This window comes from Aliidiomarina sp. B3213 (assembly GCF_003290085.1).
Lineage (GTDB): Bacteria > Pseudomonadota > Gammaproteobacteria > Enterobacterales > Alteromonadaceae > Aliidiomarina.
The window spans coordinates 367,292-383,204 of record NZ_QMKJ01000002.1; the positions used below are offsets into that span (position 1 = coordinate 367,292).

The following is a 15,913-nucleotide window of genomic DNA, read 5'->3' on the forward strand; positions in this document are numbered from 1 at the left end:
AATGCTTATGAAGAAAATCACTTTACCCAAGCAGTCTAAACTACAGTCTTCACACTTTATGTTTGGAGTTGCGACCAGCTCATTCCAAATTGAAGGTTCTGCGGACACAAGGGAGCCTTGCATCTGGGACACCTTTTGCTCTCAGTCGGGACGTATAAAAGACGGTTCTAACGGTATAGTAGCGTGCGACCACGTTGCAAAATGGCAAGAGGACGTTCAGCTTATCGCTAATTTAGGAGCGGAGGCCTATAGGTTCTCTATAGCTTGGGGACGCGTCATCAACGCTGACGGCAGTGTGAATAGAGTCGGATTAGATTTTTACGTGAAACTTGTAGATGCGCTCAAGGCAAAAGGTATCGCAGTTCATGTCACGCTTTACCACTGGGATTTGCCTCAGTATCTCGAAGACCGAGGGGGCTGGCTTAATCGCGAAACGGCATACCGATTTGCCGAATACGCTGAAGTTGTCGTAAAAGCCCTGGGTGACAAGGTAGCTCAATACTCCACAATCAATGAGCCATTCTGTAGCGCTTACTTAAGCTACGAAGCGGGCATTCATGCACCAGGCCATAAGAATCGCAAAAGTGGCAGACAAGCAGCTCATTACCTATTACTCGCCCACGGACTCGCACTACCTGTATTAAGAAAGTATGCACCAAATTCAGAGCATGGCATTGTTCTCAACTTTAGTCCGTGTTACCCAGCGACAGAAACCGAAGCTGATCGCCGTGCGGCACTTGCAGGGCACACTTACCACAATTTATGGTATTTGCAGGCTATTTTGACTGGTACCTATCCAACCCCCATTTATCCACTCAAGAAGGATGAATATCCTGAAATTGAGCAAGGAGATATGGAGGTAATTTCCCAGCATATAGACTTTGTAGGTGTGAACTATTACACCAAAACGGTTTTTCGAGAGAAAAATAACTGGTTCTCCGATGTTCCCGCGACAAAAGAACCCCTCACAACAATGGGCTGGGAAGTTTACCCGGAAGGTTTCACTGAAATACTCGTTCAGCTTAACGAAACCTTCGACAACCTTCCTCCGATCTATATTACGGAGAATGGAGCAGCATTCCCTGACTATAACGATCAAGGAAGTATTCACGACATCGCAAGAATTGATTACTATCAAAGGCACCTGCATGCGGTCCATGACGCAATAGAAGCTGGTGTAGAGATACGTGGCTATTTCGCTTGGAGCTTGCTCGACAATTTTGAGTGGGCTGAGGGGTATACGCAGCGTTTTGGTATTGTGTATGTTGACTTTGAAACACAGGAAAGAATATTGAAAGATAGTGCTAAGGCTTTGAGAGCCCTGTGGCTCGATAGGAAACTACAGAATCAGTCCGTGGAGGGCTTATGATCTCTCGTAAGGAGAAAGTGGCCTATGGATTGGGTGATACTGCTAGCAATCTTATCTTTCAAACGGTCATGCTATTTTTGGCATTTTTCTATACCGACATATTTGGTATTTCCGCAGCGGCCGTAGGAACTATGTTTTTAGTGGTCAGACTGATAGACGCAGTCACTGATCCGCTAATGGGATTACTCGCAGATAAAACTCAAACCCGCTTCGGCCAATTCAGGCCGTATTTAATCTGGCTCGTTATTCCTTTCGCCGTCTTTAGTATTCTTGCTTTTACAACACCGGGGCTATCAGGCTCCGGAAAGCTAGTTTACGCGTATGTAACTTACACTCTGCTTATGCTCGCATACACGGCAATTAATATTCCATATTCAGCGTTAGGTGCAGCAATCACACAAGACCCGGAAGAGCGTGTGTCAGTTCAATCCTACCGATTCGTTTTCGGTATGCTTGGGGGGCTAATCGTCACGTTATGTACGCTGCCGTTGGTTGAGGCTTTGGGAAATGGAAATAGAGCGCTAGGCTATCAACTCACCATCGCCTTCATGAGCGTGCTCGGTGTCATTTTCTTTCTGATATGTTTCGCGGGTACGAAAGAGCGTACTCAACCGAACCACTCCCAAAATCTTACCTTAAAAAGTGGGCTCCAAGTTCTATGGAAAAATGATGCGCTCAAAACTTTGGCGATAGTTGCAGTGCTTCTGTTAACCGGTATCGCAATAAAAAATACGCTCGCCATTTATTATGTGAAATATTACCTGATGCGTGACGACTTGGTCACAGAATTTGTCTCGATTGGTATGGTGGGTAATATTTTAGGTTGTGCGATAGCGAATCCACTAACGCGCCGAGTCGACAAAGTTATTGCGTACAAGGCGTTACAACTTATTGCAGCCGCTCTTTCGCTACTTGCATTTTGGGTTGCGCCTAACCAACTTTCACTCGCTTTTATTCTCTATTTCTTTTGGTCATTTTTCTTACAAATGGCAACCCCCATGCTTTGGGCAAAAATTGCTGATGTTGTCGATCTAGGGCAAAAACAGTCTGGTATCCGCGCTACCGGATTAATATATGCTTCGGTAGTGTTCTTCATTAAAATAGGTATCGCTATTGGTGGGGCTATCGCAGGATGGTGGCTCGCCCTATATGGGTATCAAGCAGATCAAACGCAGACAGCCGAAAGTCAATTTGGTATTCTCGTAGCCTTTACCGTATTACCGGCAATCTGTTCTATATTAGTAGCTTGGGTAATGCGTGGATATAAACTCGATCAAACACGTGTTTTACGGATATCTAAAGAGCTCACACAAAAAATATAATTAGAAGCTAGCGAGACCCCAACACATATGGCGACAATATACGAAGTTGCGAAACTTGCCGGAGTGAGCCTTGCCACGATTTCTCGTGTCATTAATCAAACGGCTCCAGTTCGCGAGTCCACCAAAATTAAAGTAGAAGCGGCAATGAAAGAACTTGGGTACCGCCCTAACTCTGTTGCCCAATCGCTAGCCACCAACCGCTCAAATAGTGTGGGCATTCTCGTTTCTGAATTAGGTGGCCCATTTTATAGTGAGTTAATTAGCCGCATTGAGGCGGAATTTAGAAATGCTGGTAAGCACGTCATCATTGCAGCAGGTCATAGTCACGAAGAAGTTGAACGAGAGCGAATCGAGTTTTTAATGAGTCGTAATTGCGACGCACTGATTCTGCACGTCGAATCAGTTAGTGACGAATATTTACAAGAGCTTGCAGAGCAAAACAAAGCGTTCGTGATTATTAACCGCTCGGTAGCGGCTCTCTCCGACCGCTGCATTACCCTCGACAATCAACTAGGTGGCTACTTAGCTACTGAATTCTTGCTTCGAAAAGGTCATAAGCGCATTGCATATATTTCCGGGCCTATGTGGAAAAATGACGCGAGTGAGCGCTATAAGGGACACCTTCAAGCATTAAAGGAATACCACATCGAAGAAGACATCTCTTTATTCTACGAGGGAGACTTCCAAGAAACAGGCGGCGTACATGGCTTTGCTCATTTAAGCGCTAAGCACAGTAAACATAGTGAGCTAGGATTCACCGCGCTTGTGTGCGGAAATGACGAGATGGCCGCTGGTGCGATGGCCGTAGCCCATGATAGAGGGTTAGATATTCCGCATGACCTGTCTATAGTTGGCTTTGATAATGTCAATTTCTCACATTACACCTATCCGAAATTAACCACCATAGATTATCCGATAGCAGAGATCGGGCAAATGGCCGCGCGCTGGGTGCTTAAACATGTTTACAAACAAGACATCGAAAGAATCCAATCGGTATTTAAACCGAGACTGATGCTTCGGGATTCCTGCTGATTTTTGAAAGGATTTTCTGATATCTCGGACGATTGTACCTTTGTACAATGACTGGATAGAGGTTGAGCAGTATATTGGTTGCAATCAACCATACGGAACCTTGCAATCCATGTAACCACGCCACCACGACGGCCACAAGCGATACCACCACAAATATTACGACATGCCCAAATTCGGACACACGCGTTCGGTACTCAAGCTGCTTTAGCAACTCTTTCTTTTTTCCTACTGGGTTCGCTTGTTTATTCAGCCTTTCCCAACCCGTCCAAATTAGAATCTTGCGAAACATATGAACACCAACGTAACGATAAGCATTTCCTGCTTGCTCCCACGCTCGCGTATCGAAATATGCACAATTAAGTTTGGGCTTGAGTGTTTCGGTATAAAACAGCATCACCATCATTAATATGAAATTAAGTGTCCATGCAAAAACGAACGAAGACGAGCCTTTCCAACGCAATATCCAGATTACCGCTGCTAGGCCTATAAGAAAAACAAGCAAAACTTTTAAATTACGCATCGAATGTCCTTGAAAAAAAACGCCTCAGGGGAAAACCACTGAGGCGTTTATAATTCCAAGTAATAAGCTGAATTACCAGATAATTACACGATCTTCAGGAGCTAAGTACATACCATCGCCTTCTTGCACGTTAAATGCTTCGTAGAACGCAGGAATGTTACGTGGTGCACCCAATGCACGATACTGTGCAGGAGAGTGAGGGCCACGCGCTAGCTGAGCACGCATCGCGTCTTCACGATACTTACCTTTCCAAATTTGTGCCCAGCTCAAGAAGAAACGTTGCTCGCCAGTAAAGCCATCCATGACCGGAGATGCTTCACCGTCTAGAGACATTTGGTAAGCACGATAAGCACTTAACAAGCCCACGTGGTCACCAATGTTCTCACCAAGAGAAATGCGACCGTCGATATGCATACCCGGCAGCGGTTCAAATGCAGAGTACTGTTCTACTAACATGCCAGTAAGTGCTTCGAACTGCTCACGATCTTGATCAGACCACCAGTTTCTTAGGTTACCTTGACCGTCGTAACGTGAACCTTGGTCGTCAAAGCCGTGACCGATCTCATGACCGATAACTGCGCCGATACCACCATAGTTCACTGCATCGTCCGCATTCATGTCAAAGAACGGAGGCTGCAAGATACCCGCTGGGAATACGATTTCGTTAGCAGTTGGGCTGTAGTATGCGTTCACACGTTGTGGGTTCATTCCCCAGCGTGAACGGTCTACCGGTTGGCCGATATCTGCAATGTTTTCGTCGTATTCAAAGTTTGCTGCACGAATCGTGTTGCCGATTAAGTCACCTGGCATGATTTCCAAGTCAGAGAAGTCTCTCCACTCGTCTGGGTAACCAATTTTCGGTGTAAAGTTAGCAAGCTTCTCAAGCGCTTCTACTTTAGTATCTGGTGTCATCCACTCAAGTTCGTTAATAGACTGCTCCATCGCAACCAATAGGTTATCAATAAGCTCACCCATACGCTCTTTTGCTTCAGGTGGGAAGTGGCGTGCTACGTATTCTTGACCCAGCACTTCGCCTAACGCACCGTTAGTCGCTTGAACACCGCGCTTCCAACGTTCTTGCTGTTCTGGAGTACCATTCAATGTAGTTGAGTAGAAGTCGAACTGAAGATCTGCAACTGTGCTATGTAGACGAGAAGCAAAGCTACTCAATAAGCGAACTTGCAGATAGTCTTTCCAAGTAGCAAGGTCTACATCGGTGTACATTTCACCTAAAGTTTCAATGTAAGAAGGCGTATTTACAATCACGTAATCTGCCGCTGTTACACCTGCTGCTTCCGCCATTGCGTCGTAGTTAATGTCGCCAGTTAAAGCACGAACTTCGTCAATCGACATTTTGTTGTAGCGTGCTTCAGCGTCGCGAATTTCCAAACGCGTCCAGTGGTGCTCGGCAAGTGACAACTCTAAGTCGTAAACGCGCTGTGCAGCGTCTGCTGCATTCTCATGACCAAGCTCTGCAAACATCGCTTCTAAATATTCAACATACTTAGTTCTGATGTTCTCGAACTCAGCGTTGTCGCGGAAATAGTAATCGCGATCCGGTAAGCCAAGACCAGACTGTACTAAATGAAGTGCGTAAACTTCAGGGTTCTTTGCGTCGGTAGACACATAGAACGCGAGAGGGCCGCCTAAACCGTCACGGCGCATAGAAGCCATGGTAGTCGTTAGTTCTTCATGGCTATTAATGCCACCAATTTGAGCCAGCATAGGCTGAATTGGGCTTAAACCGAGAGCTTCAATACGCTCTTCGTCCATAAAGCTGTTGTAGAAATCACCAATTTTCTGTTCATTGGTGCCTTCTGCTGCGCTCTTGTCAGCAGCGTCTTCGATAATGCTACGTAAACGTGTCTCGTTTTGACGCGCTAGCATATCAAATGAACCAAAGCGCGAACGATCACTAGGGATTTCAGTATTCTCATACCAAGAGCCGTTCACAAACATAAACAAGTCGTCTTGTGGGCGAACGCTGGTATCAAAGTCTTCTAGCATTAAGCCAGAAGTTAGATCTGTGGACGCTGTGGTATCGTTATCGTCGGTACTGACACACGCCGCCAGACCAAGTGCCAATGCGATACTCGCAGCAGCTAATTTAACTTTCAACATACTTCATGCCTCTTTGTTGGATGCGGAGGTAGTTCTATACCCCAACAAGTCTAATTCCAATCGAAATTCGACAAAAGGCATTGTTCTTGCGTTTTTGTAACGAGATGCTACGACTTGAACCTTAAAATAGGTGTCCGAACTTCCGGCTTTTAGTTTCCAAGTAGTGCTTATTATGGGGGGTTCCCTCGGTAATATGAGGAATTCGCGTATCTATTTTCACACCGTACTCAGACAGTGCCTCTAATTTTCGAGGGTTGTTAGTCATCAGTTGTACGCTACTTACACCCAGCAGCTCAAAGATTCCTGCTGCAATGTCATATTCCCGAGCGTCAGCCTGAAATCCAAGAATTTCATTTGCTTCAACAGTATCCAACCCTTTGTCCTGTTCGGCATAAGCCCGAAGCTTGTTAATGAGTCCAATACCTCGCCCTTCTTGCCTTAAGTAAACCAGCACGCCTCGTTTCGCTTTAGCTATTTTCTCTAGCGCAGAATAAAGCTGTGGACCGCAATCACAGCGTTGGCTAAATAGTGCGTCACCGGTTAAACATTCAGAATGAACTCGCGCGAGTACAGGTTCGCCATCAGCAACATCGCCAAGTACCATAGCCACATGCTCTTTGCCATGCCGGTCGGTAAAACCAACCAGCCGGAACTCTGCAAAAGGTGTGGGTAATTTGGTTTCAGCGGCTTTCACCACAACTGGCTGTTCATTGCTCGAGCTCATTTTTACTACTTCTCTTGTGACGTGTGTTTAGCGATAAACTCTTTGGCGTTCTCAATAGGCATAGGCTTAGCGAAGTAGAAACCTTGCATTGCGTTCACGCCCGCTTTTTCTAAGAATGAAGCTTGGGTTTCAGTTTCTACACCTTCGGCGACAATATGCATCCCTAATTGCGAAGCCATGGCTATAATACCACGAGTTATAGCCCCGTCAGAGTTTTCAGACACAATGTCTGCAATAAAACTGCGATCAATTTTCAATTGATCCGCTGGTAGATTCTTCAAATAGCTCAAACTTGAAAAGCCGGTACCAAAGTCATCAATAGACACCGACATCCCTAACTCTCTAATACGGTTTAGGATGTTAATTGCTTCACGCTGATCTTCTACCAATATACTCTCAGTTAACTCTAAGCGAAGCTTTTCAGAAGGATAATTGTTTTTGGCGAGCGCAGTTTTCAAGCTGTCGATAAAGTTCGCTCTCTGGAACTGCACAGCAGACAAGTTCACTGACAGAATGATGTCTCCATATTCTTGCAACGCTAATGCATCCTGTGTTGCTTGCTCCAGAACCCACTCACTAATTGGAATAATTTGTCCGCTATCTTCAGCAAGCGGGATAAAGTCTGCTGGCGAGATAAACTTTCCTGGAGCAATTTCCCAACGCAGCAGAGCTTCGACGCCAATAACTTCACGGCTCACCGCAGACATTACTGGCTGGTAGTGTAGCGACAGTTCTTTGTTGTCTAGTGCTTGTTGTAACTTGTTTCTTAGAGATACAGCTTCGTGGAACTTTTCTACCATGGTCCGGCTAAATAACTGTGACTGATTTCTACCGCGGCGCTTGGCCTGAAACATCGCCATGTCGGCATGCTGAATCAGCAGCCTTGGAGATGGCGGTGTTTCGTCCGTTGTCGTAATACCTATACTTGCTGTTAAGTAAATTTTATTACCATCGATGTCGAATGGCTGTGCCAGACTCGCAAGAATATCTTGAATCAATTTATTTAACTTGCGCTGCTCGGTGTTGCGCCGAACTACCATGACAAACTCGTCACCGCCAAAACGTGCAACCAGAACATGATTTGGACTTAAAGACTTAAGCCTTGCTGAAGTTTCCTTCAGCAACGCATCACCGACCTCTAAGCCTAAACTGTCGTTAATCGGTTTGAATCCATCCAAATCCACAAACAAAACTGCAATGCCGTCGCCTTTAAAGCGGTAACGCTCACATAAAACTTCCAAATGACTTTCCAATACTGCCCGGTTTGCCAACCCGGTTAACTCATCTTCTGTAGCTTGCAGCTTAAGTTGTTTTCGTTGTCGGCGTAATATCTTACTGTTCTCTAAACTTATCACGAGGAAAATAGCTACCAAGAAGCCACTGACCAGAACAAACGCTTGGATATTAGAGGTCGTTCTGAGCTCAGAAGTGTCGTCTAGGTAAACCGAAAGTTCAGTTTCTGGCATATATGGCAAATTCATTGTTTGTTGATACAAAAACAACGAATGACGGTGACCGTCGTTAGACAACAAGATTTCGGTAAAATCACCGCGACTACTTAATAAATAAGGACCAATACTTGCGCTAGTTTTAAATTCGGAATTCAACTCAATCGTAGATGGGTTGACCAACTTTGCGAAGTCATACACTGCTACTACATACCCATATAACTGCTCATTTCGATACATAGGTTGTCTGAACAGTATGACTGGCGTAGCGGTTTCTTCAATAGAGTGCATAGGCACCGTAACTGAACGAGATTCAGGGCTATGATTTATCCAGCGTCGAACGTCTTCGAACGGCTCAAAGTCTGTCGCTGTAATGTAGTGGGAGTAAGCACTTCGGTCTGAACTTTTTTCCACCAGAACGTTCCAGTTTTGGTCAAAAACCATGATTGAAAGAATCTGGGGCTCGTCATTCAGTAAACGTAAAATATCTTGCTCTTGATAATCAACTAGCTCGGAATCTGAAACAGATGACCAACTCGACACCAGTCGAATGATAAGGTTTACATTACGCCAAGACGTTTGTTCTCTGCGTGTGGCAACTTCCTCTACGAGTTCCATTCCGCTGTATACAACGGCTCGAGACTCTTTTACAGACAGTGAAAACCAAACCATAGTGGGTAACAACACACCCAAGAAACCCACGATTAAACCACGGGTAGACGGCAACCGATTGAGCTTTATACCGTGCTCACCACCAAACCAAACAGCAATACCAATGAGTATGACGAAACGGCTCGCGATATCCGCAACCATTGGATGAGGAGCAACCCATGTGTAAGTCAGTTGAAACCATGAAAACAGGCTGAGGATGATGCCCCAAATGATCATTGCCGCACCACCATACTGCCAAAGCTGCTTCCGCCAGTCGGACCGAACCCCAACAGCTATCAACAGACCAAAAATTAAATACGGGGCGGCCAGCGGCCAATGCGCACTAGAGCCAATAGGACCAATATCACCAATAATCGCATCTTCTAAAATAACGCTGCGGGTAATGGAATACATCGACATAAGCGCTATAAACGTACCCAAAGCAACACGAATAACCGAACTACCGCGCATAACGATATAAAGCGCTATACCGGAAATCAAAGCTATGATCGAGGCGGTTAAAGAAAGGACACTCATAATAGGTTGATCGTTACCAAACCTATATTCCAAGCCAATACCCACTAAGCCAATCAGCACACCAGCCATAACAACGGTATAGTATGTCGCGCCAGCAGGTGACGGATGGGTTCTCAAGTAGTTACGCAAGCGAGGTATCCTTTATGAAGCGTAAAGAGTGCTCTTGCCACTTTAGCCAGAAATGGTTATAAAAAAAAGCCTTGTGCGGACACAAGGCTTTCCAAACATGAAGCTTTATCTATCTATTACTTCTTTTTTGCCTTTTTATTTGGCAAGTCAGTAATAGAACCTTCATACACTTCTGCAGCTAAACCAACAGACTCGTGCAACGTTGGGTGAGCATGAACAGTAAGTGCGATGTCTTCTGCGTCACTTCCCATTTCAATCGCTAAGCATACTTCACCAAGAAGTTCGCCCGCATGAGAACCAACCATAGCACCACCAATAATACGGTGTGTTTCTTTTTCAAAGATAAGCTTAGTGAAACCATCGGTAGCGCCCGATGCGATTGCACGGCCAGAAGCAGACCAAGGGAAAGTTGCTGCTTCGTACGCAATACCTTGCTCTTTCGCTTCTTTCTCGGTTAAGCCTGCCCATGCTACTTCTGGATCAGTATAAGCAATTGAAGGAATCACTTTCGGGTCGAAGTAATGTTTCTTACCAGAAATAACTTCCGCTGCTACGTGCCCTTCATGAACAGCTTTGTGCGCAAGCATAGGCTGGCCAACAATGTCGCCAATCGCGAAAATGTTGTCTACGTTGGTACGCATCTGCTTATCAACTTTGATAAAGCCACGGTCGTCAACATTTACACCTGCTTTGTCTGCAGCAATTTTCTTACCATTCGGTGTTCTACCTACAGCAACAAGTACTGCGTCGTATTTAACCGGTTTTTCTGGAGCGTTTTTACCTTCAAAAGTAACGTGAATGCCGTCTTTTTTCGCTTCAACTTTAGTTACTTTTGTTTCCAGCATGATGTTCTCGAACTTCGACTTCATCTGCTTGGTAAATACTTTAATCAAATCTTTGTCGGCAGCTGGAATAAGTTGGTCCATAAACTCAACCACGTCCATTTTGGTACCTAGCGCATTGTATACGCAGCCCATTTCTAGACCGATAATACCACCGCCCAAGATAAGCATTTTCTTCGGTACAAACGGTAACTCAAGTGCATCTGTTGAGTCCCAAATTCTGTCGTCGTCATGAGGGATAAATGGCAATTCAACAGGCTGAGAACCAGCTGCAATAATAGCGTTGTCGAACTTAATCGTGGTTTCTTCTTTTTCACCCACAACTTTAAGTTCGTTCGCTCCCGTAAATTCACCTTTACCGGTAACTACTTTTACTTTGCGCATTTTAGACATTTGTCCAAGGCCGCCCGTAAGTTGGCCAATCACTTTGTCTTTGTGCTCACGAATCTTGTCTAAATCAATTTTCGGGGTGCCGAATTCAACACCTGCGTCACCTAGATGTTTCGCATCTTCAATATGCTTAGCTAGGTGCAAAAGCGCTTTTGAAGGGATACAACCCACGTTCAAACATACACCACCCAGGGTGCTGTAGCGCTCTACTAATACTACGTCTAATCCTAAATCAGCAGCACGGAAGGCTGCAGAGTAGCCGCCAGGACCTGCGCCTAGAACCACTACCTGTGTTTTAACTTCATTGCTCATGTTGACCCCTATTATTTCAGTCAAAGTACGGTTTCGACACGTTGACCCGAATCGCGAGCCATATTGTAACGAGAAATAACCGCTACGTCTTGCCCAAACGGCAAGACGTGGTTCAATTTACAGAATAATTTTGCGTATATCTGACAATACCTGACTCAGATAAACCGTGAATCGTGCTGCAACGGCTCCGTCGATCACACGGTGATCATACGACAAGCTCAATGGCAACATCAGCTTCGGTTCAAACTCTGATCCATTCCAAACCGGTTTTATGTCGCTCTTTGACACACCTAGAATGGCAACTTCTGGCGCATTTACGATTGGAGTAAACGCAGTACCACCGATACCACCTAAACTTGAAATGGAGAAGCAGCCACCTTGCATATCTGCAGCTTTCAGTTTTCCGTCGCGAGCACGCAAGCTTACGTCAGTCAGTTCACGTGAAAGCTCCACGATTCCTTTCTTGTCCACATCGCGAATCACCGGAACAACCAAACCGTTTGGCGTATCTACTGCAATTCCAATATGAATGTACTTCTTCATGATCAGGTGCTCACCGTCTTCATGCAATGACGAGTTGAACACAGGGAATTCCTGCAATGCTTTCGCAACAGCCTTCATAATGAACACTAGCGGCGTGAATTTAACGTCGGCTTTGCGTTTTGCAAGCTGTTCGTTTTCACTTTTACGGAATGCTTCAAGCTCTGTAATGTCAGCTTCATCAAATTGCGTCACGTGAGGAATGGTGACCCAATTGCGATGCAAGTTTGGACCTGAAATACGTTGAATACGTGTCAATTGCACTTCTTCAATTTCACCAAACTTACTAAAGTCGACTTTAGGTGGCGCAATAACTTGCAAGCCACCTTCTCCACCAACACCTGGTGCGGCAGAGGCTTTCGGACGAGAAAGCTCATATTTCACATAAGACTGCACATCTTCTTTCAAAATACGATCTTTTGGTCCCGAGCCTTTTACGTTTTCAAGCTCTACGCCAAACTCTCTAGCCAACCTGCGCACAGAAGGAGAAGCATGAGGTAGTTTTCCGCCTTTTTCCTTACGCCCTAATGGGTGATCTGGTACCGGAGGCTTCCTATCCGACTTGCTCGACTTCTCTTCCTTTTCTGGCTCTGACTGTTTTTCAGTTTTGGACTCGTCCTCTTTAGGTTCAGGCTTAGACTCTGAAGAGCTACTTTGCTCACTCTGTGTTTCTAATTTCAGAACTACCGAGCCTTCGCTAACCTTGTCACCAACTTTCACACTCAACGACACAACCTTACCTGCTTTAGGGCTAGGTACGTCCATCGTTGCTTTGTCGGTTTCAAGTGTGATTAAGCCGTCTTCAACCGCAATTTCGTCGCCTTCAGCAACCAAAACTTCAATGACTTCAACTTCACCAGACTCGCCAATATCAGGAACCTTAACTTCAATCGTTTCTGACTCGGTTTCTGAACTACTTCCAGAGCTTTCTTCTGTGTCACTTTGCTCTGAATCTGAAGACTCTGTATCGCCTTTGTCTTCCGATTCAGAAGAGCTATCTTGCTCTTCTTCTTCAGGCTCTTCTTCCTTAGCTTCATCTTGTGACTCTTCTTCAGCAGCAAGCTGCGCTAGCAAGTCACCTTCGCTAATTTTGTCGCCAACTTTCACTTTTAACGACTTAACGGTGCCTGAAAACGGTACAGGAATATCCATAGACGCTTTATCACTCTCCACTGTAACTAGCGCGTCTTCTACTTCAACCGTATCGCCTTCATTGACTAAGACTTCGATAACTTCAACCGCTTCCCCGCCTACGTCGGGTACGAGGACATCTTTTAAATCTGCCATCATCTACTCCTTATGCGTTTAGCGGGTTAATTTTTTCAACGTCGATGCCCAAGTCTTTAATCGCTTTGGTCACCACTTTTTTCTCGATATCACCAGACTTAGCAAGTTCAGCAAGCGCTGCAACAACTACATAGTTAGCGTTCACTTCGAAGTGACGACGTAGGTTGTCACGGCTGTCTGAGCGGCCAAAACCGTCTGTGCCTAACACACGGTACGATCCCGGAACCCATGCACGTACTTGGTCCGCATACAACTTCATATAATCTGTTGCAGCGATTACAGGACCCTTACCACTCTCAAGAACACCTGTAACGAATGCCTTCTTCTCTTTCTTAGAAGGATTGAGCATGTTGTAACGCTCAACATCCAAGCCGTCACGCGCTAGCTCGTTAAACGAGGTTGCGCTATAAACTTTAGAGCTCACGTTGTATTTATCTTTCAAGATATCTGCAGCTTTGCGCACTTCCTGTAAAATAGTACCAGAACCAACTAAACGCACTTCACCGGCACTCTTAGTGGCTTTCACTTGGTCTAGCTCGTAAATACCTCGCAAAATACCTTCTTCAGCGCCTTCAGGCATTTCTGGTTGTTTGTAGTTTTCATTCATCACGGTGATGTAATAGAAAACATTTTCCTGCTCTGCGAACATACGACGCATACCGTCTTGTACAATCACGGCCACTTCATAACCGTAGGTTGGGTCGTAAGTTACGCAATTTGGAACAGTACCGAAATGCAGGTGGCTGTGTCCGTCTTGGTGCTGCAAGCCTTCGCCATTAAGCGTTGTACGGCCCGCTGTACCACCAATTAAGAAGCCCCTTGCTTGGCTGTCGCCAGCGGCCCATACAAGGTCACCAACGCGTTGGAAGCCAAACATCGAGTAGTAAATATAAACCGGTATCATGGGCTCGTTGTTGGTCGAGTAACTCGTACCCGCAGCGACCCAAGACGCCATAGCACCTAGCTCGTTGATACCCTCTTGCAGAACTTGGCCTTTTTTATCTTCGCGGTAATACGCAACTTGGTCGGCATCCTGCGGCGTATACTTCTGGCCTTGGCTCGAGTAAATACCTACTTGTCTAAACAAACCTTCCATACCGAAAGTACGAGCTTCGTCTGGAATGATAGGCACAACACGTTGGCCAATTTTCTTGTCTTTTAACATTGCTGTTAGAACACGTACAAATGCCATTGTGGTTGAAATTTCTCTATCACCAGAACCTTTCAGAACAGCTTCAAATGCCTTCAAACCTGGAACTTCTAGAGTCTGGTCTGCTTCTTGGCGACGCACAGGCATGGAACCACCTAACTTTTCACGGCGTTCGCGCAAGTATTTAAGCTCTTCACTGTCTTCAGGGAAGCGGTAGTACGGAATGTCTTCAAGCTCAGAGTCTTTCACTGGGATATTGAAACGGTCACGGAAGTGTTTAATGGCGTCCATATCCATTTTCTTCACTTGGTGCGCTACGTTCTTACCTTCACCAGCAGAACCCATGCCGTAGCCTTTCACCGTTTTCGCTAAGATCACTTGTGGGCGACCTTTCGTATTTACGGCTTTGTTATATGCAGCATAAACCTTAACTGGATCGTGGCCACCACGATTCAAACGCCAAATATCCTCGTCGGAAAGGTTGGCCACCATAGCTTTAGTTTCTTCAGTTTTTCCGAAGAAATGTTCTCTGGTGTATGCTCCGCCTTTCGCTTTATAGTTTTGGTACTCACCGTCCACGCTCGTTTGCATAATTTCAGCAAGTTTGCCTTCAGTGTCACGGTAAAGAAGAGGATCCCAATAACGCCCCCAAATCACTTTAATCACTTCCCAGCCTGCGCCACGGAATGTGCCTTCAAGCTCTTGAATGATCTTACCGTTACCGCGCACAGGACCGTCTAGACGTTGAAGGTTACAGTTGATCACGAACGTCAAATTGTCCAAGCCTTCACGACTAGCAAGACCAATAGCACCTAAACTTTCTGGCTCATCTACTTCACCATCACCGAGGAAGCAGTAAACGCGCTGATTAGAACAGTCTTTAATGCCGCGGTCGGTCAGATACTTCAAGAAACGTGCGGTGTAAATCGCCTGCATCGGACCAAGACCCATAGACACCGTTGGGAACTGCCAGTAGTCCGACATAAGTTTCGGGTGCGGATAACTCGGCAAACCTTCTCCGTCTACCTCTTGGCGAAAACCGTCTAGCTGCTCTTCAGTAATACGGCCTTCTAAAAATGAACGCGCGTAGATACCAGGAGACGCATGTCCCTGAATAAATAGGAAGTCGCCGCCATCTTCCCCTGGCGCACGGAAGAAGTGGTTGAAACCAACGTCATAAAGCATCGCAGAAGAAGCGAAGCTCGAGATGTGTCCGCCTAATTCAAGCTCTTTCTTAGAAGCTCGCAACACCATAGCCAACGCATTCCAACGAATTGCAGCACGAATTCTAGACTCAAGCGTTTGGTCACCTGGCATTACCGGCTCTTGGCTTACCGGAATAGTATTCAAGTAAGCTGTTGTCGGTTGATAAGGTAGGTAAGCACCACTTCTGCGTGCCTTATCAATAAGTTGTTCTAAAATATAATGCGCACGCTTCGGACCTTCAGCATCTAATACTGACTCTAGCGCTTCTACCCACTCTAACGTTTCTTGTGGATCGACATCTTTATGATCATGCTCTGCCATAACGGCTCCTTT

The 15,913-nt window shown here is 45.6% G+C and carries 10 protein-coding genes; 3 read left to right on the top strand and 7 right to left on the bottom strand.

The genetic code is table 11. From position 1 onward, the window contains the following. Positions 1-7 precede the first annotated feature (7 nt). From DQX04_RS06910 to DQX04_RS06920, 3 genes are read left to right on the top strand one after another with little or no spacing between them, the layout of a single operon-like run. Complete coding sequence (locus DQX04_RS06910; protein WP_111915665.1) at positions 8-1,369, top strand: GH1 family beta-glucosidase; 1,362 nt, start codon at positions 8-10, stop codon at positions 1,367-1,369. Beyond that, a complete protein-coding gene (locus DQX04_RS06915) occupies positions 1,366-2,691 on the top strand; it encodes a glycoside-pentoside-hexuronide (GPH):cation symporter (RefSeq protein ID WP_111915169.1) in 1,326 nt (441 codons plus the stop codon). The genes DQX04_RS06910 and DQX04_RS06915 overlap by 4 nt, the downstream gene beginning before the upstream one ends. Before the next feature lie 27 nt (positions 2,692-2,718). After that, complete coding sequence (locus DQX04_RS06920) at positions 2,719-3,723, top strand: LacI family DNA-binding transcriptional regulator (RefSeq protein WP_111915170.1); 1,005 nt, start codon at positions 2,719-2,721, stop codon at positions 3,721-3,723. Here the strand turns inward: DQX04_RS06920 and DQX04_RS06925 are convergent. The 7 genes from DQX04_RS06925 to aceE all read right to left on the bottom strand — a co-directional run bounded on the left by DQX04_RS06925 (position 3,689) and on the right by aceE (position 15,901). After that, the gene (locus DQX04_RS06925; protein WP_111915171.1) at positions 3,689-4,243 is read right to left on the bottom strand and encodes a hypothetical protein; all 555 of its coding nucleotides are present in this window, start codon (positions 4,241-4,243) and stop codon (positions 3,689-3,691) included. The genes DQX04_RS06920 and DQX04_RS06925 overlap by 35 nt on opposite strands. Before the next feature lie 72 nt (positions 4,244-4,315). Further along, positions 4,316-6,364: a M13 family metallopeptidase gene (locus DQX04_RS06930; protein WP_111915172.1), complete on the bottom strand. Its 2,049-nt coding sequence runs from the start codon at positions 6,362-6,364 to the stop codon at positions 4,316-4,318. A gap of 121 nt (positions 6,365-6,485) precedes the next feature. Continuing rightward, positions 6,486-7,088, bottom strand: coding sequence for a GTP cyclohydrolase II (gene ribA, locus DQX04_RS06935; RefSeq protein WP_111915173.1), 603 nt, complete (start codon positions 7,086-7,088; stop codon positions 6,486-6,488). Positions 7,089-7,093: 5 nt separating this feature from the next. Beyond that, complete coding sequence (locus DQX04_RS06940) at positions 7,094-9,853, bottom strand: bifunctional diguanylate cyclase/phosphodiesterase (RefSeq protein ID WP_111915174.1); 2,760 nt, start codon at positions 9,851-9,853, stop codon at positions 7,094-7,096. Positions 9,854-9,969: 116 nt separating this feature from the next. Then, entirely contained in the window at positions 9,970-11,397 is a 1,428-nt protein-coding gene (lpdA, locus tag DQX04_RS06945; protein ID WP_111915175.1) for a dihydrolipoyl dehydrogenase, read from the bottom strand. A 117-nt stretch (positions 11,398-11,514) separates the two neighbouring features. Beyond that, positions 11,515-13,224: a dihydrolipoyllysine-residue acetyltransferase gene (aceF, locus tag DQX04_RS06950; RefSeq protein WP_111915176.1), complete on the bottom strand. Its 1,710-nt coding sequence runs from the start codon at positions 13,222-13,224 to the stop codon at positions 11,515-11,517. 10 nt (positions 13,225-13,234) lie between these two features. Continuing rightward, positions 13,235-15,901, bottom strand: coding sequence for a pyruvate dehydrogenase (acetyl-transferring), homodimeric type (gene aceE, locus DQX04_RS06955; protein ID WP_111915177.1), 2,667 nt, complete (start codon positions 15,899-15,901; stop codon positions 13,235-13,237). Between the last annotated feature and the right edge of the window lie 12 nt (positions 15,902-15,913).

Coding starts and splice junctions, on each gene's coding strand:
- ribA (WP_111915173.1), bottom strand. CDS start 7,088: ATGAGCTCGAGCAATGAACAGCCAGTTGTGGTGAAAGCCGCTGAAACC.
- aceE (WP_111915177.1), bottom strand. CDS start 15,901: ATGGCAGAGCATGATCATAAAGATGTCGATCCACAAGAAACGTTAGAG.
- lpdA (WP_111915175.1), bottom strand. CDS start 11,397: ATGAGCAATGAAGTTAAAACACAGGTAGTGGTTCTAGGCGCAGGTCCT.
- aceF (WP_111915176.1), bottom strand. CDS start 13,224: ATGGCAGATTTAAAAGATGTCCTCGTACCCGACGTAGGCGGGGAAGCG.
- DQX04_RS06920 (WP_111915170.1), top strand. CDS start 2,719: ATGGCGACAATATACGAAGTTGCGAAACTTGCCGGAGTGAGCCTTGCC.
- DQX04_RS06930 (WP_111915172.1), bottom strand. CDS start 6,364: ATGTTGAAAGTTAAATTAGCTGCTGCGAGTATCGCATTGGCACTTGGT.
- DQX04_RS06925 (WP_111915171.1), bottom strand. CDS start 4,243: ATGCGTAATTTAAAAGTTTTGCTTGTTTTTCTTATAGGCCTAGCAGCG.
- DQX04_RS06915 (WP_111915169.1), top strand. CDS start 1,366: ATGATCTCTCGTAAGGAGAAAGTGGCCTATGGATTGGGTGATACTGCT.
- DQX04_RS06910 (WP_111915665.1), top strand. CDS start 8: ATGAAGAAAATCACTTTACCCAAGCAGTCTAAACTACAGTCTTCACAC.